At 39.9% G+C, this 26,449-nt stretch carries 18 protein-coding genes; 12 read left to right on the top strand and 6 right to left on the bottom strand.

Features of this window, described 5'->3' with window-relative positions; all coding sequences use genetic code 11:
* Positions 1-8 precede the first annotated feature (8 nt).
* Positions 9-956, bottom strand: coding sequence for a D-2-hydroxyacid dehydrogenase (locus tag ACXAC4_RS12170; RefSeq protein WP_475161918.1), 948 nt, complete (start codon positions 954-956; stop codon positions 9-11).
* 74 nt (positions 957-1,030) lie between these two features.
* Between ACXAC4_RS12170 and zntR the strand changes: the two genes are divergently transcribed.
* The 4 genes from zntR to ACXAC4_RS12150 all read left to right on the top strand — a co-directional run bounded on the left by zntR (position 1,031) and on the right by ACXAC4_RS12150 (position 4,425).
* Positions 1,031-1,444 carry a Zn(2+)-responsive transcriptional regulator gene (gene zntR / locus ACXAC4_RS12165; protein WP_421963154.1) on the top strand — a complete coding sequence of 138 codons (414 nt, stop codon included), beginning with the start codon at positions 1,031-1,033 and terminating at the stop codon, positions 1,442-1,444.
* A complete protein-coding gene (locus ACXAC4_RS12160; protein ID WP_475161915.1) occupies positions 1,428-2,834 on the top strand; it encodes an SO_0444 family Cu/Zn efflux transporter in 1,407 nt (468 codons plus the stop codon). The genes zntR and ACXAC4_RS12160 overlap by 17 nt, the downstream gene beginning before the upstream one ends.
* 95 nt (positions 2,835-2,929) lie before the next feature.
* Entirely contained in the window at positions 2,930-4,030 is a 1,101-nt protein-coding gene (locus ACXAC4_RS12155; RefSeq protein ID WP_138482753.1) for a lysophospholipid acyltransferase family protein, read from the top strand.
* 152 nt (positions 4,031-4,182) lie between these two features.
* A complete protein-coding gene (locus ACXAC4_RS12150; RefSeq protein ID WP_390441584.1) occupies positions 4,183-4,425 on the top strand; it encodes a DUF1289 domain-containing protein in 243 nt (80 codons plus the stop codon).
* A 12-nt stretch (positions 4,426-4,437) separates the two neighbouring features.
* Here the strand turns inward: ACXAC4_RS12150 and ACXAC4_RS12145 are convergent, their stop codons facing one another.
* Positions 4,438-5,124, bottom strand: coding sequence for a substrate-binding periplasmic protein (locus tag ACXAC4_RS12145; RefSeq protein WP_475161912.1), 687 nt, complete (start codon positions 5,122-5,124; stop codon positions 4,438-4,440).
* A 112-nt stretch (positions 5,125-5,236) separates the two neighbouring features.
* Between ACXAC4_RS12145 and ACXAC4_RS12140 the strand changes: the two genes are divergently transcribed.
* Genes ACXAC4_RS12140 through ACXAC4_RS12130 form a run of 3 tightly spaced genes read left to right on the top strand, consistent with a single transcriptional unit; the run spans position 5,237 to position 10,379 of the window.
* Positions 5,237-5,443 (top strand): DUF3283 family protein, encoded by a 207-nt coding sequence (locus ACXAC4_RS12140; RefSeq protein ID WP_058030613.1) that lies wholly within the window; start codon positions 5,237-5,239, stop codon positions 5,441-5,443.
* A 5-nt stretch (positions 5,444-5,448) separates the two neighbouring features.
* On the top strand, positions 5,449-5,853 hold the full coding sequence (locus ACXAC4_RS12135) for a GNAT family N-acetyltransferase (RefSeq protein WP_349285728.1): 405 nt from the start codon (positions 5,449-5,451) through the stop codon (positions 5,851-5,853).
* 23 nt (positions 5,854-5,876) lie between these two features.
* A complete protein-coding gene (locus ACXAC4_RS12130) occupies positions 5,877-10,379 on the top strand; it encodes an EAL domain-containing protein (RefSeq protein ID WP_475161910.1) in 4,503 nt (1,500 codons plus the stop codon).
* Positions 10,380-10,436: 57 nt separating this feature from the next.
* Here the strand turns inward: ACXAC4_RS12130 and ACXAC4_RS12125 are convergent, their stop codons facing one another.
* Together ACXAC4_RS12125 and ACXAC4_RS12120 are read right to left on the bottom strand one after the other, a co-directional pair.
* A complete protein-coding gene (locus tag ACXAC4_RS12125; RefSeq protein ID WP_475161907.1) occupies positions 10,437-11,381 on the bottom strand; it encodes an ion transporter in 945 nt (314 codons plus the stop codon).
* 3 nt (positions 11,382-11,384) lie between these two features.
* Positions 11,385-14,066, bottom strand: a complete 2,682-nt coding sequence (locus ACXAC4_RS12120) for a bifunctional acetate--CoA ligase family protein/GNAT family N-acetyltransferase (RefSeq protein ID WP_475161905.1) — start codon at positions 14,064-14,066, stop codon at positions 11,385-11,387.
* 315 nt (positions 14,067-14,381) lie between these two features.
* Between ACXAC4_RS12120 and ACXAC4_RS12115 the strand changes: the two genes are divergently transcribed.
* The 4 genes from ACXAC4_RS12115 to ACXAC4_RS12100 all read left to right on the top strand — a co-directional run bounded on the left by ACXAC4_RS12115 (position 14,382) and on the right by ACXAC4_RS12100 (position 23,969).
* The gene (locus ACXAC4_RS12115; RefSeq protein ID WP_475161904.1) at positions 14,382-14,717 is read left to right on the top strand and encodes a hypothetical protein; all 336 of its coding nucleotides are present in this window, start codon (positions 14,382-14,384) and stop codon (positions 14,715-14,717) included.
* Positions 14,718-15,086: 369 nt separating this feature from the next.
* On the top strand, positions 15,087-18,107 hold the full coding sequence (locus ACXAC4_RS12110; protein ID WP_475161901.1) for a hypothetical protein: 3,021 nt from the start codon (positions 15,087-15,089) through the stop codon (positions 18,105-18,107).
* Positions 18,104-22,963 (top strand): DUF637 domain-containing protein, encoded by a 4,860-nt coding sequence (locus ACXAC4_RS12105; RefSeq protein ID WP_475161898.1) that lies wholly within the window; start codon positions 18,104-18,106, stop codon positions 22,961-22,963. The genes ACXAC4_RS12110 and ACXAC4_RS12105 overlap by 4 nt, the downstream gene beginning before the upstream one ends.
* A 139-nt stretch (positions 22,964-23,102) precedes the next feature.
* Complete coding sequence (locus ACXAC4_RS12100) at positions 23,103-23,969, top strand: immunity 49 family protein (protein WP_475161896.1); 867 nt, start codon at positions 23,103-23,105, stop codon at positions 23,967-23,969.
* 18 nt (positions 23,970-23,987) lie between these two features.
* Here ACXAC4_RS12100 and ACXAC4_RS12095 read toward each other — a convergent pair whose 3' ends face one another.
* Both ACXAC4_RS12095 and ACXAC4_RS12090 read right to left on the bottom strand, forming a co-directional pair.
* The gene (locus tag ACXAC4_RS12095) at positions 23,988-24,329 is read right to left on the bottom strand and encodes a hypothetical protein (RefSeq protein WP_475161891.1); all 342 of its coding nucleotides are present in this window, start codon (positions 24,327-24,329) and stop codon (positions 23,988-23,990) included.
* A complete protein-coding gene (locus tag ACXAC4_RS12090) occupies positions 24,329-25,240 on the bottom strand; it encodes a formylglycine-generating enzyme family protein (protein ID WP_475161888.1) in 912 nt (303 codons plus the stop codon). Before ACXAC4_RS12090 ends, ACXAC4_RS12095 begins: the two co-directional genes overlap by 1 nt.
* 680 nt (positions 25,241-25,920) lie before the next feature.
* Between ACXAC4_RS12090 and ACXAC4_RS12085 the strand changes: the two genes are divergently transcribed.
* Entirely contained in the window at positions 25,921-26,265 is a 345-nt protein-coding gene (locus ACXAC4_RS12085) for a DUF5992 family protein (RefSeq protein WP_475161886.1), read from the top strand.
* Positions 26,266-26,449: the final 184 nt, after the last annotated feature.

The following is a 26,449-nucleotide window of genomic DNA, read 5'->3' as shown; positions in this document are numbered from 1 at the left end:
TTAGCGAATTACACAACAACATTACTGGCTCTGCCATTGTTAAAGTTAACAATATTATTTGCGATTTCTTTCACTAGTCGTTCAATAGACTCTTTTGCCGCCCAAGCTGTATGTGGGGTCAGTATTAAATTGTGACCTTGATAATTGGCAAGGGGATTGTTTGCTTGTGCAGGTTCAACAGATAATACATCAAAGCCCGCTCCTGCAATTCGGTTATTTGTCAGAATTTCAACTAAAGCCGCTTCATCAATTATACCGCCTCTGGCGGTATTGATCACAAAGCTGGTAGGTTTAAGCAAACCTAAGGTCTCCCTATTGAATAAATTTCGGGTTTCATCATTAAGCGGGCAATGAATAGATAACACATCGGCCATCTTTAACGCCTCGTTGAATGCTATTCGGCCAGGGCGAATATCAGTAGCGTTTGGTCTTTCAGCAATAATGACCTGTGCGCCAAATGCGTCGGCAACTTTGCCAACAGCTTGTCCTAAGCTACCATGGCCAAAAATCACAAAGTTTTTACCCGACAATTCAGTGATCGGATAATCAAGGCGACAAAACATATTACTTTGTTGCCAAAGACCATTCGCACAATCTTGCTGGTAGCGGTGAATATTAGTCATTAAGTTGCCAAGTAGAGTAAAAGTATGTTGCACGACTGATGGGGTTGAATAACCCGCGACGTTACAAACACGAATGCCCAATTCTTTAGCCGCATCAAGATCAATGTTATTCGTGCCAGTCGCAGCAACACAAATGAGTTTTAGATGAGGTAATTCAGCTAAGGTTGTAGCATCTAGCACCACTTTATTAGATATTACAATGCCTGCATCTTTGCAGTGAGTAAGTACCTGCTCTTTATTTGTGTGCTGATATGTGGCCAATTCACCAAGAGCTGACAAAGGTGTTAGATCAGTATTGGCGAGTGTGGCGGCATCGAGTAAGGCAATCTTCATAAATTTAATCTGCTCTGTTGACCTTGGAGTTTACTCAAAGGTTTATAATGTGCTTAATAAGTCGGGAGTGTAAGATGAAAATAGGCGAATTAGCAAAGCGTTTAGATATTAGTACGGATACTTTAAGGTATTATGAAAAGCATGGCCTACTGAGTTTTAGTGAACGCAGTGAGTCAGGTTATCGTATTTATAGTCCTAAACATGAAAAACAAATGCAGTTTATTTTAAGAGCAAAAGCAGTCGGGTTCAGCCTTAAAGAAATTCAAGAATTGTTAGCAATTAAGGTAGAAAAGCAACAACATAGCTGTGGTGAAGTGAAACAACTTACTTTGCAAAAAAGACAAATTGTTCGTGATAAGATAGCTGAATTACAACGTTTCGAAAAATCTCTATCATTGTTGGCAGATGCCTGTTGTGGCGGCCCTGAGCTTGCGACCGGCTGTTCAATTTTAACCACCTTGGAGGCAGCAGATGACATTGTTATCTAATTTCTGGTCTTTATTTTTAGTTTCAGCCCCTTGGTTAATGTTGGGGTTATTACTGGCAGGCCTTTTAAATATCTTCATACCTAAAAACTTTTTACAAAAGCACTTAGGTAAAGAAGGTGTGTGGACGACCATTAAAGCAGCCTTAATTGGTGCGCCAATGCCATTGTGTTCATGTGGTGTTATTCCTGCCGCAGTAGGACTTAGAAGGGCTGGTGGCTCAAAAAGTGCCACCACGGCGTTTTTAGTGTCTACACCAGAAACTGGTGTAGATTCAGTATCAGTGTCTTATGTGTTACTTGGGCCATTTATGGCTATTATTAGGCCAATAGCCGCGGTATCGAGCGCGATAGTGGCAGGTTTATTAGTAGGGAAAGAAAAAGAGTCTGAAACAAAGAACTTAGATAAAGAGACTCAAACAGCTGCAATTACAGGTACAAGCTGTTGTGCTCCTAAGTTAGAGGGTGTCGAGAATGGCACTGATAAGCAGACAAGTTGCAGTAGTAAAAAAGCAGAAATAGTAACAAAGCCAAAAGCATCATGCTGCTCAATGTCATCTGATGAAGTGATACTAAAGAAAGAAGAGAAACCCGCAACAACAAACTGTTGTGGTTCGAAGAAACTAGAAGAGCAATCAAGCTGTAGTAGTAAAAAAGCAGAAACAGTAACTGGTACAAAAACTGCTTGTTGCGCAACGTCATCTGAGCCTGTCATCGTAAATAACAGCGAAGCGTTTCTTGAAAAAACGACAAGCTGTTGTCATACAGCGCACCCAGCAAAACCTGCGAACAGCGGATCATCGTGTTGCGACAGCAAAAAAGAAGACCATCAAGCAACGTCTTTCTTCTTCAAGTTAAAGCAAGCTGTGTATTTTAGTTGTAATAAGCTACTCAGTGACACCATGGGGTGGCTGATGATCGGGCTGTTTTTCGCCGCGCTAGTGCAAACATATGTACCGACCTCATTCTTGAGTCAGTGGGGTGATGGCATATTGGCAATGGTCGTGGTGATTTTGGTGAGTATACCTATGTACATTTGTGCAACGGCTTCTACGCCAATTGCTGCAGGCTTATTGATGGCTGGTGTATCACCAGGTGCCGTATTGGTGTTTATGTTGGCAGGACCCGCAACCAACATTGCTACTTTGGGTGTGGTTGCAACTGAGCTTGGTAAACGTGCCGTGAGCGCCTACTTAACAGGTGTGATTGGTGTGGCGATTGCTTTTGGTTTTTTAACCGATTATTTAGTCGAGCAGTTTGGCTTTGAAGTTAATCCAGGTCATGCCATGGAACATGAGCTAATGCCGAGTTGGTTAACCCAAGGTTTGGGGATTATATTGTTGATTTTAATGTTGCGATTAGTTTTGATATCGTTAAAACAGCGAATGAAATGATAGGCTTATCTGGTCGGAGTTGATAACCTTAGCATCCGACTGATTAGCAAGATAAAATACGACGTTTTTTTTACCCAGTAACAATGAGTAGTTTTGTGGATAAATACGCAGATATAAGACCTTACAATGATGAAGAAGTCCCAGCCGCGCTGTCTCGTCTTCTAGAAGACAATGACTTTATTGATGTAATTGCTAAGCATAATGCGCCGAGTTGGTTAAATAAATGGCCTTTCATTGCAAGACCTTTAGTGCGTAGTCAGCTACGAAAGAAGTGGGGCAATATCGCAACCGTTGAGCAAGTTCAACAAGAAGTCGCGGGTTACCTAGAACTGTTAATCAAGCGTACCACCAGTAAAGTAACTTTCTCTGGCTTAGAAAAGCTTGATAAGTCAACGCCGTATTTATTTATCTCAAACCACCGTGATATTGCTTTAGATCCAGCCATCATGAACTGGGGTTTACATTCTCATAATATGCAAACTGTGCGTATTGCGATTGGTGATAACTTACTTCAAGTACCGTATATCAACGAGCTCATGCGCTTGAACAAGAGTTTTATCGTTAAGCGCTCAGTGAAAGCCCCAAAAGAAATGCTTAAAGCATTGAGCCAGCTTTCTGCTTACATCTACGACTCTTTAGATACGGGTAATTCAATTTGGATTGCACAAAAAGAAGGCCGAGCGAAAGATGGTGTAGATCAAACTGATCCGGCGCTTTTAAAAATGCTGCAACTGCAAGGTCGTCGTTTGAAGCTGTCTTTTGAAGACTATGTAAAGCAGTTAAAAATCGTTCCTGTGTCGATCTCTTATCAATACGAGCCATGTGCCGTTGCTAAGGCCAAAGAGCTGGTACACAAAAAAGCCCATGGCGAGTATGTAAAAGCTGAAGGTGAAGACATAGAAAGTATCATTGAAGGTATGCGTTCAGATAAAGGCCATGTGCATGTTTCGTTTGGTACGCCAATTACAGAAGAATGTGATACACCGGAAGCCCTGGCAGCAAGTATTGATAAACAAATTATCAGCCAGTATTACTTACACTCAACAAATTACATTGCAGGTGGTCAAGAAGAAACGGTGTCAGCAGAACTTAAGAGTGAGTTTCAAACTCGACTTGAGACTATTCCAAGCGAATTACACCAACAGATTTTGGCTATGTACGCAGAGCCTTTAAAGCGCAAAGGCGAATTTGTCTAAACGTTATTTGATTGAAGGAAGGGAGCTTTTGAGCTCCCTTTTTTATTACATGCTTAAAGCTCGAGCTCTGATTTTTCAATTTATATTGTTGACAACAGAGGGTTAAAAAATCTAAAAATAGATTAAATACTATACATTTTTAACTTTTGTTGATGGAACAAATCGAGATTTTTGAGATCCCCAGTCCATGTAAGGGGATCTGCCAGGTCAATAATCGTGGCTACTGTAAAGGTTGTTATCGCAGTAGAGAGGAGCGTTTTGCTTGGAATACATTGACCGATCAACAAAAAAGAAAAGTGATAGCCTTGTGCCAGCAACGCTATAAACGCTATCTAGCCAGTAAGAAAAAATCATCAGATGATCAAAGCGAGCAGCAAACTCCGTTTGATTTCTAACTTCCTTTTTGTTTATAAATTATGCTTACTCTTTAATTCGCGCATTTTACCTGATTGTTTAAACTGTAGCAGCGTTGCTGATAGTGCAGGTACTAGGTGTTGATGCTTCTTATGGAGGTAGTGGTATACATACTGTGAGTCTAGGGTTGTGAGCTTGATGCCAGAGTTTTGCAGTTTTTGCATATAAGGGTCTAAATAAAAACCGATGACAAGTGCTGCAGACACTTGTTTTTGCATCAATAAATTCAATAGTGTCGAAACACTTTTCACTTTATAAAGCTGACCCGTATATGGGTTAGACTCAAGATACTTGGCTGCTGCAGGATAAGTCGAATGGATAACCAATGAAGGCATATCAGACAAAGTACAGTCGTCACAAAAGCTGATTAAATTGAGTTTAAAATCTAATAATGGTGTATCAAGACGTAATAGATTCTGATAGGTGTTACTTAAGCCTGATATTTTAGCTAATTGTCCGTCTAACACCCCTTCATTAGCGGCTACAAGCGCACTGTCTCGGTTAAAGTCTATTAGCTCAACTTCAATCCCTATTTCTTTATAGGCGAGTGATATCAGCTCCACAACATATCTTGATTGCGCAGTATCAGCAGGGCGATTAAAAGTAAGTTTATTTGTACTAGCTTGAATAAATGATGAAAAGAGTAACAGCAAAAATATACTTCTTTGTACCAAAAACAAATTCATTCCTTAAATATCTTAATTCACTGTTTTGTAAAATATAGCGAACTATAGCTAAAAATAGTATGGTACGCAGTCTGGATTATTATGTATTAAACTTAGTGAAACCGTTATGAGTTACAACTTGTGCAACCTGCCTAGACAAGAAAAATACCAAATTCAACTCGATTACGAAGCCTCATTTTGGGCTTATCAAATCAAACGTGGCAAGAATTCTCGTGAAACGATTTACGATACTATCAATAATCGCCCACTTTCGGAACAGCAAATCTTAAAGCAAAAGTTTGAATACTACCTCAGCATGATGTTGGCAGGTTAACCTCCATGAAGGTTGAGCGCTTAGAGCAAATCGCGACCCCTTTGGTGAATAAGTTTTATCAAGCTCATAATGTGCGCGGTCGTGCAAACAAGCAAGATGCAGTATGGGTCGTTAAGAGCCCAGTCATTATTGCGGCCTGTCGTATTCAAAATAGAGCGGGCGCGTTGTTTCTTTCGACTTTGTTTGTGGCTGAGGCGTATCGCGGTCAAGGTATTGCAAAACAAATCATACTTGAGGTGTTATCTCAGCAGACTCAGCCTATATTTACCTTTGCTTACGCTCATTTAGAAGCGTTTTACCGCGCTGTTCAATTTACCTGTGTCGAAGCCTTACCAGACGAGTTAGCGTGTATGTTCAACGCTTATCGACAGCAGGGCCGCAATATCATCGCCATGAAGTATCAGCCCTAGCGGCTATTAAGGAAGGAGATAACATGAGGCTAATAAGCATTGTCATTCTTTGGATATCACTGATATGCAGCAGTGTCGTAAATGCGAGTGTTAGCCGCTTATCTCCTGCAGAAGGGTTATCACAAAGTTACGTGAATACCTTGTTACTTGATAGCCAAGGCTTTTTATGGCTTTCGACAGAAGCTGGCTTAAATCGATACGATGGCTATCGAGTGCTCAATGTGTCAGGGCCAGAAGGGGTACTTGAAGAAGTCGTTCTGAACCGAATCTATCAAGATTCTCAAGAAAGGGTTTGGATAGCGACGCAAAATGCGGGCTTTTTCAGCTACGATGTGAAATCGGACAGTTATAGAAATTACTTTCCAGCCCCAAAAACGGAAGAAGATTATGTCAACTTTTCAATAAACCAAATTTTAGAAAAAGATGACAACCATATTTGGTTAGGTCGTTTTGATAATGTGGCTTTAATGCAGGTCGATACGGGGGAAATTGTTGACCAGATCCAGTTGCCTGTACTAGAGCAGCGCACTTTTGTAAGGGCGTTGCTTAATTATGGCGATTTTCTCTTTATTGCGACCACAGATGGTGCGTTTGTATTCCAGCACTCTTCAAAACAACTTCAGAAAATAAAATATATTGACGAAGTGACACATGAATATCAGTCCAATACTAAGCGACTTTATCTGAAAGATAGCAACACCCTATTGTTGGGGGCGGTGAAAGGGTTATATCAAATAGACATTAGCGACTTGCAGCAAAAATTTGCAAGCGGGTCATTTGATTGGCAATACAAAACATTGTTTGCTGACATTAATGTATGGGATATCGAGCCTCAAGACGATCATTTGCTCCTAGCTACAGATAAGGGGTTAATACATTTTTGGCCAGAAACAGGGCAAAGAGTTCGCGATCAAAGACTGCTAAACAGTGAGTTTACACTTGCTGATAGCAGCATTATGGAAATAGTGCGAGATAATCACGATGGCTTATGGCTAGCGACTAAAAGTGATGGCGCGTTTTATCTTTCGGAGCAAGTTGACCGCTTTAAAAATGTCAGCAGTTTGAATACCCAAGGCTCAGGGTTTTCACATAATACTGTGTGGCGAATGGTGGAGCTGGGTGGCTATATTTGGGCTGCAACAAACGACGGCCTCACCCGTTATGACCCTGAAAAAAATGAAACACAGATATTTTTAAAAGGGTATTTAGGTGAAGATGTTTATCCTGAGTTTTCAATATATACACTTCATTTGTATCAAAATAAGTTATGGCTAGAAACGAATCGAGGCTTCTTTGTTTATGATCCGGTCAAAGACGAAGCAACACAACTGACAGGGCGCGACGAAGAAGAAACCAAAATTTTGCAAGATAGGCTTTATGGCGTTTATGTGTCTGAAGATGGATTTGTGTACTTTATTCACGCAGAACATGGCTTTTTTAAGTACAGTATCAATGATAAAAAGCTGCACAAACTAGAAGGGGAATTTGAGCAGTTTGACCCGTTTTTATCTTTTTCATTTTTAAAGCCTTTACCAAGCCACCCAACGCATCCGCTGTTTTTTACTGGCGGGACTTTGTACCGCTTTGACCCTATCTTCAATAAGTTACATGTTATTTATGCTGTACCTGACGCACACCAAGATATACCCATTATCGTGCAGTCTTACATGATAGATAAAAACAATATTCTGTGGTTGTCACTTTCTAATTACGGGTTAATCGGCCTTGACCCGCAAAGCTCTGAAAGAGTGCACACCATAAATTTAGAAGAAAATAACCTTGGCACCTTGATGTACGGGATGCAAGAAGATGATGAAGGCATGATCTGGATGTCTTCTCACAAAGGGATTTGGCGTTTAGACCCTGATAACCTTCACTTGCAGCAATTTACCACAGGAGATGGTTTACTCAGTAATGAATTTAACGGTGGTGCTGCGTTAAAGTTAGCAAACGGCAATATAGCCTATGGCTCGGTGAAAGGCTTCACCATGTTTGATCCAAAGGTTAATAGGCCCAAGAAAAACTTGTTAGACAGAGTGAATATTACTTCAGTGGAACTCATGTCCAGAAAGTTAACGCACAGTGGCTTAAAGGTCTTTGAGGAAATTGAGTTAGCCCATGATGACATTGGCCTTGAAGTGTCTTTCTCCGCAATGAGCTTTATTTACCAAGATCGCATAGTTTATGAATACCAAATTTCAGGTGGACAAAGAATTTTAACCCGAGGTAATAACCGAGTTGTATTTCCAAAGTTAAATCCGGGTAGCTACCAGTTAAAAGTGTGGGCGAAAGATCCACTTACCGGAGATTACACACCGCCGGCTTCGCTTGGTATTAAAGTGAATTACCCTATTTGGCGCTCGCCTTTGGCGATTGCAAGCTACGTGTTTATTATCACTCTTTTATTTGCTTTATGGTTACGTCGAAAGCAGCGTATTGAGCAAATTTTACTGGCGGCACATAAAGAGACACAAAATAGTGAAATGCGTTTAAAGCTTGCACTTGAAAGTAGTGATTCAGGGGTGTGGGATTGGCAATTAGACCATCACTTAATTTATCAGCCCAGACTCACTGCTGAGCTTGGTTACAATAATGATGCAGTGACGCTAGATGAGTATTTGCAAAAGATTCACCCATTTGAACGAAATCTTTTCAGACTTGAATGGCTTGAGTTTGTGACCACCAATAAAGGCTATTTTAATTGCACTTACCGTCTGCAGCACAAAGAAGGCCATTGGCGTTGGTATAAAGACTCGGGCAAAGTAATGGCTTGGACCAATGATGTGCCAGAACGTGTAACGGGTACTTATACCAACTTAACCAGAGAAAAGATGTTCGCTGAGCGGGCAAGGTTGTTTGGTGCAGCTTTTGAGCAAGCTAGAGACTGGGTGTTTATTCTCGACAAACAGTTGCGCATCAAAGCCTGTAATGCAGCCTTACAGCAAGCATTTAATATCGTTGAAGAACCCAAATCTAGTTCTGCGTTGAACTTAGGGCTGCCAATTGCAACGCGAATGCATTATCTGCGTAAAATAAGTCAGTTAAAAGTGTCAGAATATTTTGTTGGCGAAGAACGGGTTGGTCTTGCCAATGGTAAGCAGTGTCATGTGCTGATTAAAGTGACTGCAGTATCTGATGGTAATGGTGAGTTGAGCAATTATGTGGTTGGGTTGACAGACATTAGTGCCCAAAAGGAGTCAGAACGCTCCTTGCAGCAACTTGAAAGTATCAATACAGTCACACAACTTGCAGGCAAAGCCCGTTTTATTGATTGGGTTGAGCATGCAATCAGTCAAAAAGAGATTAATCAGAGCCTAGCTGTGATGGCCATACGAGTCGACAGGCTCAAGCATTTCTATGACATTTACGGTAAACCATTCTTTGAAAGCCTTATCAAACATATTGCGAAACAATTAACACTCAGTCTTGGGCAGCAAGTAAATATCGCATTTGCGAATGGTCGTGAATTTATGGTGTTGTTAGAGCGATTAACTGAGCCTGCTGAGGCGACCCAATGCATTACAAAAATAAAGAAGCAGTTTGAGCATGCACAATTAATTGATGGTCATAACATTCAGCTTATGCCATTCATTGGTGTCGCAAGTTACCCTGAAGATGCAGATAACGCTGAAGAACTATGTCAAAAAGCGCGTATGGCACTTAATCATGCAATGGATGAGAAAAGCAGAGACTATCAATTCTTTACGCGAGCCATGCAAACCCGTGCAGAGCGAATTTTTGCGATAGAGCAAAGCTTAATGGCTTCTCTGAAAGAAGGAAACTTCATAAATCAGTATCAGCCAATCTTGAATTACAAAACACGGCAAGTAGAGGGGCTCGAAGTCTCATTAAAATGGCCATCATTAGATGATTACTCTCAAGACGATGTGAATGATGTGGCCAAGCAAATTGGGGCGAGTCATCGACTTTTATTACATGCCTTAAGTGCTGGCCTTATCGAGTTAAAGCAATGGCACTTAAATCACCCAAATCTTTACTTAGCGGTTAACTTAACGGCTGCAGATTTGGTGCAAAGTGATTTGTTAAGCCGCATTGCGAATGTCATTTCGCGCTGTAATATTAGCGCTGAGCATGTGGTGATTGAGATCACTGAAGCACAGACGGTGGTGAATTCAGAGCAAACCTTAAATTTGATGACCCAACTCAAGTCGATTGGCTGCCAAATTCACATTAATGGTTTTGGCTCTGAGTTTGCGTCACTGGCATCAATCCAAAGCCTGCCAGTCGATGCTTTCAAGATAGCGCCTGCGCTTATCAATCAAAAGAATGGTGATCAAGCGGTGATTGCTCACGCAGTGATAAGTGTTGCAAATCTACTTGAGAAACGTTGTATCGCTGAAGGTGTGATGAACGCTGAGCAGATAAATACATTCAGAGATATAGGCTGCGAGATTTTCCAAGGCCCTATTTATGGCGATGCCGTTACAGGTGATTATGTGGCAAACATGCTAGATAAAGCCTGGTATGTGTTTACACCAGAGGCTTCTTCAGAGGTAAAGGTTTAAGACCAAAAGCAGTTTATCTAAAAATAGATATTCTTTTGATTGTATATTGCTGTGGCCTTAAAGCTTGTGGCCACAGTGTCTGCAATATTGGCTATGCACGCGTTTATTGGTCATCACTTTGATAGCTTGGTTAGCTTCTGCAGCGCTTAAGCCCAATTCGACTCTCAGAGCCTCAAGATGCGCGCGCTCCTCTTCGTCAACATGGCCGTCTATTAAACTGTGTAACACCGCTTCATGAAAGACTTCGCGGCGCTTACGTAATTGCTCTGCAAAACTCGATGCCAATAAACCGGTTGGTATGGCGACCATGCCCATGCTTAACATGGTAATGACCCCACCAAAAAAGCGTCCTAGTGGTGTAATTGGCACCACGTCACCGTAACCTACAGTGGTTAGAGTGGCCATAGCCCACCACATGGCATCAGGTATGGAGCCGAACTTATCGGGTTGAATATCGTGCTCAATAAGATAAATACCGCATGACGCCATGATCAGCACCACAGACATAATAAAGAAGGCAGCCATCAAACTGCTGGCTTCTTCTTTAAAAGCCGCCAGTAATAACTGCATGGCTTTAGAGTAACGGGTGAGTTTGAATATTCTCAGTAGTCGAACAACACGCAAGAAACGCAGGTCAAAGCTAAAGAACATCATAAGAATGGTTGGCGCGATGGCCAGTAAATCAATTATCGCAAGCGGCGTCAGTGCATATTTAAAACGCTTTTTAAGATTTGAATCTTTTTCTTGTTTGTATTCGATTTTATCGACACAAGACCATAACCTTGCTAAGTACTCTATAGTAAATATGGCGACAGAGCCAATCTCTATAACAAGAAAAACAGTGTGATAAGTTTGGGCGAGTGAGGCCACAGATTCTAAAACAATGGCAATCACATTAATCATAATTAAGCAGATCAAAAATACATCGAGTATGTGACCTGCTTTTTGGTGACGACCGCTACTTTCAAGTAAGCTTGCGACCTTTTGTCTGGTTGTTAGCATAGTTTATTGTTGTGAATCATCTAACTTCAAAACCATATTAATGGTTCCCTCTTCAAAGTCACGGGTTACTTTAAAGCCTAATCGCTTTGAAAGCTCAATCATGCCAGTATTTTCAGGTAAAGTTATTCCCTCAACAACGCCCACACCTTGGCTACGGCAATAATCTATGGCTGCATTCATAAGCAGTTTACCTAGTCCTAGGCCTTGGCTTCCTGAGCGAACGACAACAGCAAATTCCGCAGAAAGGTTATCAGGGTCCATTAATACGCGAGATACTCCCAGCGTGCGATAAGCGCTTTTATGCGGGGCAGAGACAATAAACGCCATTTCTCGGTCGTAATCAATTTGCGTCATTTTAGCCAATTGTTCATGGTTGAACTCAGGCAGTTCACCAAAGAAGCGTTTGTATCTGTCTTCTTTGGTCAGCGACTGATCAAATTCTTGGTGGGCACGCTCATCTTCAGGGCGTATTGGCCTTAAAACAGCTGCTTGGCCGTCTTTTAAGGTGACCTTTTGCTCCCATTCTTTCGGGTAAGGTTTAATAGCTAAACGTTTACGATTGGCTTTAGCTTGATATGGGCGGAGCTGTATTGCGGCGTCTAGTACTAAAAATTGCCCTTCACTGGCAAGTACAGGGTTGAGCTCTAAATTATAAATATCGGGTTGATCAACCAATAATTGCGAAATACGCGTCAGTAGGGCACACAGACGATATTTATCGACTTTATCGGGTAAGGTGCGTTCTTTAAGCACGCCTTTGTCTTGCGCTGCGGCGATCAAATATTTTGCTAAGTTCATATTAAGCGGAGGGAGGGCCACCGCAGCTTGAGAGAACTCAAGACCGGTACCTGCTTCACCTAATAATATGACAGGGCCAAAGCCAGGCTCAGTTTTGATAGCAATACGCAGTTCTTGTGCACCGGCTCTAGGCGCCATACGCTGCAATGAAAAACCTTCAATAATGGCATCTGGGTAGGCTTCTTTAATACGGAGCAAGATGGCAAAGGCATTTTGCTCGACTTCATTGCCATCATTTAAATTCAGCACTACGCCACCCACTTCAGACTTTGAAGGAATAGATGGGCTGATAAGCTTTAACGCCACAGGAAAACCAAGTCGCTCAGCTTGCTCTTTTGCTTCGCTTGGTGTGAGCGCAATTTCAGTTTGAATACATTCAATTGAATAGTGAGATAAAACTTTTCGAGCAAGGTGCGTTGATAAATGGGTATGACCTTCAGCGATAAACTCGGCAATCTCATGCTTTGCAGCTTGGCTATTGATTAATAGGTCGCTACTGATCGACTCCGGCGTTTGCGTTAAATGCTTTTGGTTACGGCGATAGCTTACTAAGTGCATAAATGCGCCAACAGCGCCTTCGGGTGTGCGGTAAGTCGGAATTGAATGTTCGGCACACACATAGCGTGCTTCATAAGCCGCGTATTCACCCATAAATACGGTCATGACATAAGGGCGAGCCATTTTTGGAATTTTTTCTAAGGCGTTGGCAATGATCTCTGCGTACTCTTCGCTCGGTGCAAGCGCTGAAGGCGTGTGGATGATCAGTAAGTTTTTCACTTCAGGCGCTTTAAGCAATATCTCTAGCGCTTGCTGGTAACGTTTTGGTGATGAGTCACCAAATAAATCGACGGGGTTATAGATTTTCTCAGCCTGAGGAATGACTTTATTCAATGCCTCACGAGTTTGATCACTCAGTTCCGCCAGTTTTCCTGATCCTTGTAAAAGTGTATCAACGGCCATAATGCCCGGGCCGCCGCCATTGGTGAGAATGGTCAACTGTTCTACTTGTAACAGTTTAGGATGAAGCGCCAAGGTCTGAGTGGCAGCAAAGAGCTCACGTAAATCATTTACCCTTAGCATACCCGCACGTTGGAACATTGCATCGTACACCGCGTCGTCACTGCTTTGACCGCCAGTATGAATATATGCTGCTTCTGCGCCAGCGCGGGTGCGACCTGTTTTAATTACCAAGACAGGTTTACTAAATGCAGCAGCTCGCGCGGCTGAAATAAAACGGCGAACGTCATCAATGTTATCGATATACAGTAATATCGCACGAGTTTTGGCATCTCGGCCTAAAAAGTCCAATAACTCGTCAAAGTCGATATCAATACAATCGCCGACAGAAATAAAGTATGAAAAGCCAATACGCTTATTCTGCGCCCAATCTAAAATGGTCGAGCACACTGCAGCCGACTGTGAAATAAACGCCAATTTGCCTGGCTCAGCGACAGTATGAGAAAAGCTGGCATTTAAACCTAAGTGAGGAATGAGCAAGCCTAAGCAGTTGGGTCCAAGTAGAGTCACACCTGCTTCTTTTGCAGTCTGTTTAAGGGCGCTTTTTTGCGCTTGGTTTGCACCCGAGGCAATAATAATCGCATGTTGACAGCCTAGCTCACCGAGTTCGATGATGATTTGCCCTAAGGTATTTTTGTTGGTACAGATAACAGCAAGATCGGGCGTTTGCGGCAGCGCTTTAATGTTGTGGTAGGCCAGTACACCATGCACCGCTTTATGCTTTGGAGAAACCGGCATGATCGGCCCTTTAAAGCCACCTTGAAGTAAGTTGCGCATAACCACAAAGCCTGCACGACCAGCATTATTTGACGCACCAATGACTGCAACTGACTTAGGATTAAAAAACTGGCTGATCCGCTTAACACTCATCTACTGTTCCTTACCAAACATTTTTTATAACTTTAACACGTAACAGAGCACAGAAAAGTTGATTTAAGTTAGCGTTGTCATTAAATAACTGTCTTTATACCAAAGTCTGATATGAATGAAATAAGTAAGGTATGTCTAGTTTTATTTTATTTTAGGTTCTGAATAAAAAAATTCGTTTTTTGTTTATAACTATTGTTGTTATGTGGGTGTGGTTTTTTTAAAAAGCTGTTATATTACAGTGTGCTATGTTGCAAGGGTGTTGGCTTTTGAAAAATATCTTTGTTTTTGTTAATAACCATCAAATTAAGGAAAAGTATGTTTAAAGTTTTAGTTCTAATATTCGCTATATTTTTTGTTAACCAGTCTTTCGCTGATCAAGCTTCAGGAAAAGTTACGCAATTAAGATATGCAGTTCCTGATAATATTTACTTTAAGTTAGACTCTATGCCAGAAGGTGTAACAAAATGGTTTTATGTTCGTGTAGGTAGCGGTTTGAAAGCAGGGTGCGAGCTCAAAGGGCACAGTGAATCACTTCAAAGTGTCTACGCCATGTTATTGGCTGCAAAAACATCACAGCAAAAGATTACCATTAGCTATTGCCAAGATACGAACTCTTATGGCCTTGTAAACCACTACATTCAACTTGATTAAAAGAGAAAATGGCTTTCTACGGTTAAAAAAAACTATTTTTCAAATAGTTTTTCAGAACATAAAAGCGCTCTTCAAATTAAATCATAAATTATTTCCGAAAATGTTAATTGCTATAAATTCCTTGTGCGTGGGTGCTTCTAAGCAGATTAAAGTTTTTATATATCTTCAATCAAATATAAAAATTTGATTGACGCCATCAGAATTAAAAGCTTTTTTACTTCCAGCTCATATCTTCAGAGTCAACTTGGATTTTTCAATAGTTTTTCTGATTTAATCTATTCATTGAACGCAAGGAAGCAAGATAACTAGCGTTATTAGAGTCTTACATTTATTCCTTGAGTGTAAGTTGGAATATCGAGAATTTTAAGCATGAAATTAAATAAATTTTTTCTATTTTATTTGCTTGTTTTAATAGCTTGTAAAGCAAAAGCAGGCAACCCTAATATAATAAAAACGGTAGGTTCGCCCTCTACACTTATAATCAACTCTCACGATGAGAATGGAATATCACGGAATTCATTTACAAGGTTTGAACCTGTTGGAAAAATACAAGTTATAGACCCTGGTATCTCTCCAGATGATAAATCAACAAAAACAATTGTTATCGAATCTAGTGATATTAACCTTTCAGAAACTGTACTAGAAAATGTTTCTCCACACCCAACAAACCTTATTTTGCTTAGCAATGGTCAGAATGATGAAATAGTATGTAATAAATGTTCCTTCAAAGGTTTTCAGAGAGTTACTATTGCAGCAGCAAGTACTGTTCCAAGTGAAAATCAGAACAAACCTTACAAAAGTTTTAAAACAGATACAAATGGTAGTATTAAAATTATAGGTTTCAATACATTGTTACCTATGCTCGTTAATGGCGTAACGTTAGAGTTCATTTCTAGTAATATAGAAAACTCAGGCTTCATCAGTACTAATTCTAGAGCAAACAGTCATCCTAGCGGTGGATATATCGTTTCTGAAAATGGTAAATATACTGTCGCTAGTGCGGGTATCAATTTTTATTTAGGGAGTTTGGAAGTATCTTATGAAAATGGCGAAATTTTATCGACTTTAAAAGACCAAGACTATTCAGGTAAACCTTCCATATTTAATGCTAGCTTATCAAGCGCATCTATTGCAATTATTTCGGCGAGAAGCTTAAAATTTTCACCAACTAGTTCACTCAGTACGATATCTGATATAGTGATGGATGGAGATTATGATGGGCAGCAATATATTCCTCACGAAAGCATATCAATCTCAACCCTTGTTAATAGTGACAAATTTGGTGATATACATCAGGAAGGTCAATTTTTAACCTCTAATCTTGTTGGTATAATTGCCGCTAATAATTTTTATAATAACGGTTTGATTGTTGCCAAGAACTCACAAATTGCAGTATCAAAACTCTATACCAATGATGGCCTAATAGAGAGCTCAGAAACCTTGGAAGCTTCTGCTAATTCAATTTTAAATTTCGGGCAGATAAGTGGTAGAAAGATAGCTTTTAATGCAACCCATTCAATTAAAAATCAATTTGGGGGGGTACTGTTAGCATCTGATATATCTTTGGAAGCTGGTGATCTAGTAATCAACGGTTCACGCAATCAAGAGAAGAGTTATGATTCAAACTACTCGCCACTTAACGTGCCTAGTATTGACTTTACTGGTGTAGACTACGGCGTCTACAACAACAATGCTTATACTCATGAATATGATCCCGATATTAATACAAGTGCAAGTATCATTGGCAATAACATTTTCATAAAAACTAAATATTTAGAGAATATTAATCCTTACTTTAGAACTAGGCCAACGACAGAAAGATGGAACGACTTAATTGATTTTGATTATGAAATATCTAGACAGGTAAGGTTAACTGCTGAACAGCAATTACAAATAAAAGCAAATAACTATGTAGTAAATAGCTCTGCAATTTTAGGTGTTGAACAGCAAGGCGAACTTACAGTTAATTCGCCTAAGTTCATTAATGAAAGATATAGAGTTAATACTGACGGTTATAAATTCTCAAGAAAAAAACAAGACAGTTTAAAAGAAACACATTCAAGTACTGGTACAACATATGAGGCCCATGTAAATAATTTTTCCCCTATGGGAATTCTTTATTCTTATGGAGACTTCAACTTTTCGCCTGTTACAAGCTCTTCAAAGGCTAGCTTCCTTAATCATATAAGTTACTTACAGGTACATGGCATATCAAATTTATACAATACTGAATTTTTATCTCTGTCGATGGCAACAGGTACTTTGCCTTCTGGTAATATGACATCCGCAGTTTGCCTAACACAACAATGCAATCAAAGTAAGCTTTATGATAGCGTTATCAGAACAACGTTTACTTCTTTCTTGGGGAATGTTTACGGTCTAAGCACCAACTTTGAAACAAACACTACAGTACAAGTTGAAGCCCACCAACAAGCGCTTGTTGATGCATATATTAAAGATTACATAGAAAGAAATACTAAGACAATCTTTGACCAACCTTCTGGTTCTCAATGGTTTAATTCAGAAATAATCACTATGCAAAACAAAGATAAACTATTGGTTATTACAGAGTATAATTGCTTTGATTACTACAACTATAAAGATAACGCACCTGATAGGACATGCAACACAACAGATCATAGTATTTATGTGTCTACCATTATAGCAGAGGATGCAGATGGCAAGATTATTCCTGGGACAGAACAAACTCATAACCAACTATTGAAGATGGCGCAAATCTATCTTGACGGTTTTACGTTTAAAGATAAGAAAACTGTGTATGCTGGTATGAAAAATGGTGAAAGGCAGTATGTGCAAGCCGACGGTTATGTAATAAAAAAAGTAGTTGGCTACACTGTAGAAAATACACCAAATATTACCTTATATTACATCGAAAACTTTTACGATCATTATCACAATAGCATACCTTATATCACCTTTACAGGTTCGGAGCCAAGAACAGAAGAAGTAACCTTACCATATGCAACTTTTAAAGAAACTAAGCCAAAAGCAGTCACTGGTCTAACTCACAGCTATAACAGAGAAACAGGTGCTTTAGAGCTAAAATGGGAAGAGAACTACTATAAGATGGGTACTTACATGCTCAATTTTCAGATTGGCACTACCACTTCGGGAGAAGCAGACAAAGGAAGTGTAACCACGCACAATATGACAGTTAAGAAAGACACTGAGTTAAAGTTTAAAGTAAGAAGCTGTGCAGCCTATATAGACACAGAAGGTAATAATCAAAAACTATGCGGTGATCTACCCTCAACTTGGAGCAATTTCAATGTTGATTACAAAGACCCCGATCCAGTATGTGGCTATGAATGTAAACCGCCTCCTTGCGAAAATTGCTATATAAATTCTGTTGAAGGTAACTATAAATGAATATTTTTATAAAAAAATTAATAAGTTATCTAATTATACACTCTTTAATCTTAAATGCCTTGCTGCCAACAATTGTATTTGCAGGAAATGCGATTACTGACTATGAAGTGCAATATGAGTTAGAGGCAACTAAACAGTTTAAAAGAATAAATAACCTTAATGAGTTATACGTTAAATCTCCAGTTATTGATGTAATTGAGTCTGGGAGAATTCAGTCTGATCAGACAATTAAACAATTTCATCAAAAACTTGAAACAAACTTACCCCATCGTTTATACGAGAATAAGTATAATCTGTATGTTCCTATTAGTGGAAGCATCACCTTTTTCGTTCCCTTGGAAAAAGTTGAATACCCACTGGCTAAGAGAGTAGGCGATAAGTTTGTTCAAAATCGCATTGTAAGTTCACAAGTAAAGCGTTTGATAGGTCGGGCTTTCATAGAAGACACATTTACGTCATCAGAACAGCAAATTCAAAAGCTTTATCAAAACGCTTACGCAATTGCAGCAAGAACTGATCATGGTTATCGTTTTGGAGATAAGATTTCTGAGTACGATGTAGATCATGTTATTAGGAAAAGCTTTATTTGGCCTGAATTTAGAAGTATCAATGGACAAGATGTACTTATTCCTGTGGTTCATATCCCCTCGTACATAATTGCAGATAGAACCATTGAAGGTGGCCATACAGTTGAGTTCAATGCTTCAAATGCCACATTTAAAAGTGCGCATTTTGAAAATACAGACATTCAGCTGAAAAATGATACTGTATTCAGCACGATTGAAGATCTCGTAATTGGTGAGAATAGCTCAATAAATATTGATGACACCGATGTAAAAATTTATGCGGGAGTAAGCTTTGCTTATGATAGCAATGGTGACCTTAAAGGTATTAACACCGGTACATTGTACAATTATGGTCAAATTAACTCACAAAGAAACGTTAATATAGTTGCAGGCGATTACATACAAAGAACGTTAGTTCATCGTTATCAAACTCGAGATGGTTATGGTGAAAGACTAGGTAATATTTCATCAATCAATGCAGGGAATGGGATTAGCATACAAACATATGGAGATGTCATATTAGCAGGTGCCCAGCTCAATGGTGGTCGAGGTAGTATCATATTACTAGCTGATGGGTCTATATCAATTGGCAGTGTCCCACTTACCAGCTATTCACAGATCAATAAAAAAGGTTATAGCAGCGAAGAAACTCAAGTCAGTTACTTTCAAACTCGACTCAATACACAACAAATTATTTCTTTAATGGCCGAAGGTTCAATTGCTATTAGTGGTGCTGAGTTAGTAGCGGACGAGGGCATGATTGAATTCATGGCTCAAAACAACATTAGTATTGTTAATGATTTATCATCCTACCAATTCACATCTAACCGAACTTGGGGCAAAAATTCAGAAACAATAAATGAACTTCGAACTATTGTGACACGTTCGGCATTGGATGCTGGTAAAGGCGTTATCATGCATACTGAGTATGGTGATATTTTAATGAAGGCAACTGATATCCAAAGCAAAGAAGGAACGAATATCACCGCTGAAGATGGTCAAGTTAAATTACTCTTGGCGAAAGAGCAAAACCATTATTATCAACACACTCATAGAGAAAACTTTTGGCGAATTAAAACACGAACCGAAGATAATAAACAAGAAAGTGCTGTTTACAATGCCGTGACTGGTGGCATTTTGGTCAATGCGACCAAGGGTATTACGTTAGAGCTCGCTCAAGACAAAGGACAGACAAGAGATCAGATACTTGACCAACTTAATGAAATTCCGCAACTAGCTTGGGTTAAAGAAGTCTATGATAATAATCATATCGCTTGCCCAACGCCAACATTCGAACAAGAAGTCACAGGAAGAGGTGGTTATCTAGCCAATGGGGCTTACAATATTTATCGTGATGAAGCCTTTCAAGATTGTAATAATACCTTTGATGTGGTTTACCAAAAATTAGAAAACTACAACGAAATAGATAAAACACGCTCATTAACACCACAGGCAATGGCCATTATTGCCATCGCAGTAAGTGTTGCAATGGGACCGGGTGGTTTTGAGTTGCTAGGCACAGGTGGAGGTGCTATTGGTACAGGTACTATAGGTGGTCAACTTGTAACTTGGGGTGTCAATCAAATGGCTCTGCAAGCAGGTGTTGTATCTCTAGTAACACAAGCGGCTTCAAATTTAGCGGCCGGAAAAGGTGTTGATGGCACTCTAAAAGCGATGATTTCAGAAGAAGGTGTCAGAAGTGTCGCACTTGCTATGGTTACTGCAGGGTTAATGGATAAATTTGGCGATTCGTTTAGTTTCTTCAAAGAAGGTGGTGCCCTAGGTGATTATGCTGATATAGCAAACCAAGCTTTAACAGCTGTCGGGCAAAGTACCATGAAAGCTGTTGCTTCTTGGGCAATTAAAGGCGGTAGTTTGTCTGAGTTAGACCAGCATATCATCAATGGCATTTATATGTATGCCGTAGAGCAGCTCGGTCAAGAACTCGCAGATAAAATAGACGCAACTTGGGCACTAGACAGTGATGTCACTGAAGATATCGTAAAAGGATATTTTGCGTCGGCTGCAGCGGGTTGCTTAATAGGGCTTGCTACGCATGAAGTTATGGACAGTGAATCATCAGCCGCCTCTGCGTGCTCATCCACTGCACTTGGCAATGTGGCAGGTAGAGCCATTGCAAATATTGCTTTAAGCGCTGATGAAAAAAGTGTTCATATAGATGATGTTATAGAGTTATATGAGGAAATTGAACTTGCTCTTAAAGGTAAGTTTGTTCACTTAAAAGGTGTTGACCCTAAGATTACAGACAAGCAGATTTTAGCTATTTTGGAGCAAACGGGCTATACCAAAAAATATCTAGAACCTAAAGTCCATCAATTTGCTAAAGCAGGTGGTGACTATGCACGCTTAGGCGTCGCCTTAACCTTATTTTTGTCTAAAGCAGATGCAGATGCCATAAATTTTGCTGCAGATGCCGCACAAGATCAGGCTCAAAGGCGTTACAGCGTTATGGGTGCATATTTGCTTAATCAAGTCATTGGGTCATACAAATTAAAAGTAAACTCAGGCCAAATAGATTATGACTCTGATTTACCAGAAGTACCTGATGATGAATTTAACGATGTTCTAGAAAGCTATGTAAAGTTCACTTCTCTTGCAGATGTTATTGTCAATCAGAGCCCAGAAGCTGCAGATGCATTCATAGATGAAAAAGTAGAAAAGTATTTCGATGCGGAAAACATTAGTGCAAGTGACGCTGAAGTAATTAAATCTAATATAGATTACCAAGAGTTTAAAAAAGCACTTATTCAAGCAACTGAAAATCTTGTACATCACGGTGGAAATTGGAGACCAGTTCAAGATTCAAATGAAAAAATATTAGAACATTGGGAAAAGGCACTTTCAGTAAGGGGTGATTATGGCTGGGGTTCGGTTCTAAAAAATGCCAAAAAAATAGATGCTTATCAAAAAAGCACAGGAGCTGAGCAGCTTAATGAGATGAGCCGTGTACAAATTATGGTTGCACAAGGCATGTCTGCTGCATCTCCAGCGACAATTAAAGTTGCTCAGGTACAAGAAAAGCTTCAGGCAGATCACCCAAATACCGTTAAAGCACTTGAATTTATTTCTTTTATGATGTCGCCTATACAATCATCTCTATGGGAGATATTTAGTCGTACTGACGCGGGTAAGGACTTTGAGAAAGAAATAGGAAAGGCTCATAATAATTTCACACATTATGTGGCAGATGGAACCTTGCATGAAACAGTAGAAGCTGAGCTTAACCAAACACAGGCCAGCCAAGCTACTGCGGGCTCTATGACGCTTCTCACTTTAGCTGCAGGACCGCTAGCCTACTTAAAGCACAAAGAAAAACTGTCAAAAAGTCGTAATAACTTAGAGTCAGGAGATGTGGTTAAAGGCGATGGTGAACCCTATGGTAATGGGTCAACTATAAAATACACAGCTGAAAATGGCCGTGAATATTTAGTCTTTGACCCTAACGATCCTAACGCCTTAGAAGAGTTTAGAGCATTAAACCCTAATTCTAGCTTAAGTGATGCAGATATTTTGTCTGAAATGGCTCACAGAGAGTTTGATCCACAGACTAAACGCTTTAGTAACATTGGTGGAATAAAAGGGCGTATAGCTAAATTCAAAGAAGCGCCATTGGTCACAGAAGAATTATCAATTGGAAAGAACCACACAACAGACTTACAGACTACTATTGATGGTCAAGCCTTAACATATGATCAGGTGGTTAGTGCAAGGGCCGAGATTATCAAGCAAAAAAGCGCTTTGGATAAAAACTCACAAGCTTATAAAGACTTAACCAATAAACAGCGCGCTTTGTCGGAAGAAATTGGCATTATGAACGCAAAAGCCACCATCAAAGCCAAGTTTGGTGACGATGCTGAAATTATAGAGCCAAAATGGGATGAGAATGCTGTTCAAGCGGGTAGTCTCAATATCGATTTGTTAGTTAAATACACAGAAAATGGTAGCGTTAAATACGCCGTGGTCGATGGTAAAGGGGGCAGCAGTGGCATGGGTAAGCGGATTGTTGATAAAAATGCTAAAGTCAAAGAGTATGCACAACAAGGTACGCAGGAATACCACACCAGTTTGCTTCGTGAAATGTCAGAAAAAGCTGTGAGGATGGAAAATGATGGGATTGATATTCCGACATCGATGCAATATACCTTGGATATTCTTAAAACTCGTACCGTGAATTACTTTACCATTCATGAAGGTTTAATGGATGTGCATGGTAATATAAGTTCGACCAGCTATTTAAAAACCTATAAGCCAAAAACACCTGGGACATAATAGCTAACACACCCTAAAAAAGCGCCACTGTGCGCTTTTTTATGTCATATTTTGGCCATAAATAGTCGCTGAGTGCGTTAAAAAATAAATTCAGTACAACAAGCTCAGCCCATAACGTATGTTCTGTTAGAGTGATGATATGAAACACATAAAAACCCATGCTAAATACCAAAAAGACCCTGAAAAAAAAATAATCACATTACGTAAATTGGCAAGAGATAAGTACCAACGTGAAGTTAATTTAATTAAAAATGCCCCGCCGCTAGATAATCAACTTTCAAGGCTAATTGGTTGCGTTGAAGAACAAGCGCGAATAGCGTTTACCAGAAGCTTTGAAGTCTATAAAGAGACACAAGCAGACAGTGATTTAGACTATGCACTGACCATGTTACGGCTAAGTAAAAATGCCACCGATGCAAAAGCCAAAGCTTATATGGCCAGCCCTAACCCCGTTGAAGTGGAGGTCAGTGAGTTTGCAGGCCCATTGCAATATAACACTTTTATCCCGCTTCGCAGGTGGCTCGAGAGTTTAACACAGGCTTTGAGCTTTCGTGACCACGACATGGTGGCTTTATTACTGCAACACACCAGTGAAAAAGCCATGATTGTTGATGACGATAGTTCCAATATCTTTACGCGTTTAAAGGTTGACTATCTCAAAGGCATGTTAGATGACACCGCCCCTCATGAACGCTTATGGCGTAATTTTGTCAATGCTTTTCCGCGTAGAGATGCCATAGATGCTTTTTACGTCGACCCATACATGCCGTATTATTACATTGCCATCGGAGATGAAAAAGGCTTCGAACAAGCCATGATAACGGCCACCCAAACCCATAAAAAGATGGCCCAACGTGCCAACTCAGTTATACATTTTAGTATTAAAGACTATCCGCCTGAGTTGCTCGGCGCAGCCAGTTTGGCTTTTGATAAACACGGTTGGACCTTACAACATAAAAACGATTATTTACCCCCCATGTGGATATACAACCAATGGCAACTATAGGCTTTTTCTGGGGGAGTATTAAGGTATATTTTGAGCTAAACACTCTACGTGTATTTTTTGCCAATGTTCGAGCCTTGATAAGGCTAAGTTTTGACCTGCGACAGGTGTGTTGATGGTTTTTATACGGGTGCCTTCTTCGAGTACCCGAATTTTCACGGCGCCTTGGCAAAATTGTTTTGCATCGTATTCACTGCCAATGTTGAGTAAATCGGGGCGCTCAGAACAGCACAACATAATAAATGAGTGTGTTTGATTAGCTGGATGCGTTGGTTTATCGCAACTTGCTGCAAAATAGCGATTAACACACCCTGATATCAGTAAGGTTAAACACCCAACGAGGAGTAAACGCAGCCAGTACATTACGACTGCTTTGCATGAATAAGGTCATGTAAGCTCACCGCTAAACGGGCCCCCATTCCAGTATCGGCGGTGTTTGTACTGCATGGGATGCGTGATGTTGAGCGATTAAGGCTCCAATCGTACTCTAACCAGCCCCCACGTAAAATGCCATCGGGAGACTGCAAGCCAGTTCTGTGAGGTATTTGTGAGGGTACCCCTGTGTTGTATTCATAGGCATCATCCTCGACCCACTCTGCCAAATTACCAATCATACCCACTAGGCCAAACGCATTGGCAGGTTTTTGCTCTTCACGTGTTAAATTCCGATATTCACCCGCTTTAAATGGAATATTGTCACTCACCCAAGCTTTGCTAAGGTCAGTTTCATCCCCCCAGTAATAAATCGTATTAGAGCCGGCTTTGCAAGCATATTCCCATTCCATCTCACAGGGAAGGCGTAAATTAAATGGTGTAAAAAGCGCCGTTACTTCTTCTTTTTTTATTACGTCGATACCAGCAGAAGGTGCATTATTACGATGGGCTTTTCGTCCGCCTACATCGTCCCATTGCGATTGAGTGATGACAAACTCAGCCATAAAAAAAGGGGCGAGCTTAATGGGGTAGCTCTGTTCATAATCATTTTCATCTAAAGGCATACACGAACGGCCAAACTCCTTAACAACCAGTTGATATCGCTCAGGAGATAACCCAACTTTATACTCCGCACAGCCAGGGATTAAATGAAACACCATATTGGTTTTTAGGTGTCTAAAACGGGCTATGTTATATGATAGGTTTGCACAGGAAAATGTATTGAGACCAATAAACTCAAACTGCTCAGCGACACCTGAAGCAAGTAAATGGGTGATTTCTTGAAGCTGTTCGTCTTTACTGGCCTGTTGCCAATCACTGAGGTTATTAATTAAATACATAAACTTACTCAAAGAAAATAGATTTCATAACAACTTTTTATATTACGCTAAATTAAGCTGACTAACAGTATAAAAATCACAACTAGCTAAACTGCTAGCTTATTTAGCGTTAGTTGACTGGTGCGGACGACATATTACCCTTAGAAGAGAGAATACATCTGTGAAGAAGTCGTGTGATTAGGGTAAATACACAATTTCATACGTCAAAAAGAACTAACGAGGTCAGGTCTTGCATTGTGCAATTTCAGAAAGGTTAACTATTTTTAGTTAACCTTTTCTTTTGTTTATTCAAAAGTTAAGAGTAGACCATGACGTTTAGAGTTTTCGGGTGCACTTTATCATGTCACTTCACGTGGTAATGAACGAAAAGCCATTTTCAGAGATGAACAAGACTTTGCAATATTTATGGATGTTTTAGCGTCAGGTTGCAGAGACTAACAACTTATAGCTATTTATTTCTGTTTGGTTAACTACAAAAAATTGGTCTCATGTAATAGAAATGATAGTCTTAGCTTTTTTTGCAAAGCTTGGGCAGAGTGAACTGCTTATTAATAATAGATTTGCGAAAATTTATTTTTGATTGGTGACTTTGTAGTGTCTGGGTTGTTGCAAAGTATAGTCGATTATCGAAAGATTTAATAAAATTACTCTATTTACATAAAAATTTAAAAGGGATTCTTTTGAAGAAAATTATATTCACTCTTTCATCTCTTATTTTATCTTCACAAGTATTAGCAGATCCTTTAGCTAATGGCGGTGAAGTATTAGAGCTGTTTTCAGTTTCCAACCTTGTTGTCCCAGGAAATACAACTCCAGACAAGTCATTTACTGTTAAAATTGCAGGTAGCGGCTTTTGTTCAGGAAAGTACATAAAGTTTCAGACCAATGTAAATTCACCAGAATCTCTAAACAGAAGCTTTGCTATGTTAACCGCGGCCTATTTTTCAGGAAAAAAAGTAGCAATTGTCGGTGCTTATAATAATAGTAACTGTGACTTAGGTAGCCAAGTTAGACTTGTGAAATAATTGGAAAAGCCAGATTTATTCGATGGATAAGAGGTAAGTTTTATTGGGCTCTTCTATTACTTATTATGCAATAGTCCCTTCAGAACCGAATTATTCTGCCATGCATGGAACTCTACTTGCTGCTCAAATGGCGGGCAAGTCAGTTCGCTTTTATGTTTCTGGGAGTTCGGGCCAAGGAAAAAGT

Source organism: Pseudoalteromonas sp. AWM4_233, assembly GCF_056158285.1.
The sequence above is the reverse complement of the archived record's forward strand: the minus strand, read 5'-3'. Positions and strand labels throughout refer to the sequence as shown.

Bases quoted from the DNA above. Each gene is read 5' to 3' on its own strand.
- ACXAC4_RS12130 (WP_475161910.1), top strand. From the start codon at position 5,877: ATGAGGCTAATAAGCATTGTCATTCTTTGGATATCACTGATATGCAGC.
- ACXAC4_RS12100 (WP_475161896.1), top strand. From the start codon at position 23,103: ATGAAACACATAAAAACCCATGCTAAATACCAAAAAGACCCTGAAAAA.
- ACXAC4_RS12170 (WP_475161918.1), bottom strand. From the start codon at position 956: ATGAAGATTGCCTTACTCGATGCCGCCACACTCGCCAATACTGATCTA.
- ACXAC4_RS12095 (WP_475161891.1), bottom strand. From the start codon at position 24,329: ATGTACTGGCTGCGTTTACTCCTCGTTGGGTGTTTAACCTTACTGATA.
- ACXAC4_RS12110 (WP_475161901.1), top strand. From the start codon at position 15,087: ATGAAATTAAATAAATTTTTTCTATTTTATTTGCTTGTTTTAATAGCT.
- ACXAC4_RS12135 (WP_349285728.1), top strand. From the start codon at position 5,449: ATGAAGGTTGAGCGCTTAGAGCAAATCGCGACCCCTTTGGTGAATAAG.
- zntR (WP_421963154.1), top strand. From the start codon at position 1,031: ATGAAAATAGGCGAATTAGCAAAGCGTTTAGATATTAGTACGGATACT.
- ACXAC4_RS12120 (WP_475161905.1), bottom strand. From the start codon at position 14,066: ATGAGTGTTAAGCGGATCAGCCAGTTTTTTAATCCTAAGTCAGTTGCA.
- ACXAC4_RS12150 (WP_390441584.1), top strand. From the start codon at position 4,183: ATGGAACAAATCGAGATTTTTGAGATCCCCAGTCCATGTAAGGGGATC.
- ACXAC4_RS12125 (WP_475161907.1), bottom strand. From the start codon at position 11,381: ATGCTAACAACCAGACAAAAGGTCGCAAGCTTACTTGAAAGTAGCGGT.
- ACXAC4_RS12105 (WP_475161898.1), top strand. From the start codon at position 18,104: ATGAATATTTTTATAAAAAAATTAATAAGTTATCTAATTATACACTCT.
- ACXAC4_RS12115 (WP_475161904.1), top strand. From the start codon at position 14,382: ATGTTTAAAGTTTTAGTTCTAATATTCGCTATATTTTTTGTTAACCAG.
- ACXAC4_RS12140 (WP_058030613.1), top strand. From the start codon at position 5,237: ATGAGTTACAACTTGTGCAACCTGCCTAGACAAGAAAAATACCAAATT.
- ACXAC4_RS12160 (WP_475161915.1), top strand. From the start codon at position 1,428: ATGACATTGTTATCTAATTTCTGGTCTTTATTTTTAGTTTCAGCCCCT.
- ACXAC4_RS12090 (WP_475161888.1), bottom strand. From the start codon at position 25,240: ATGTATTTAATTAATAACCTCAGTGATTGGCAACAGGCCAGTAAAGAC.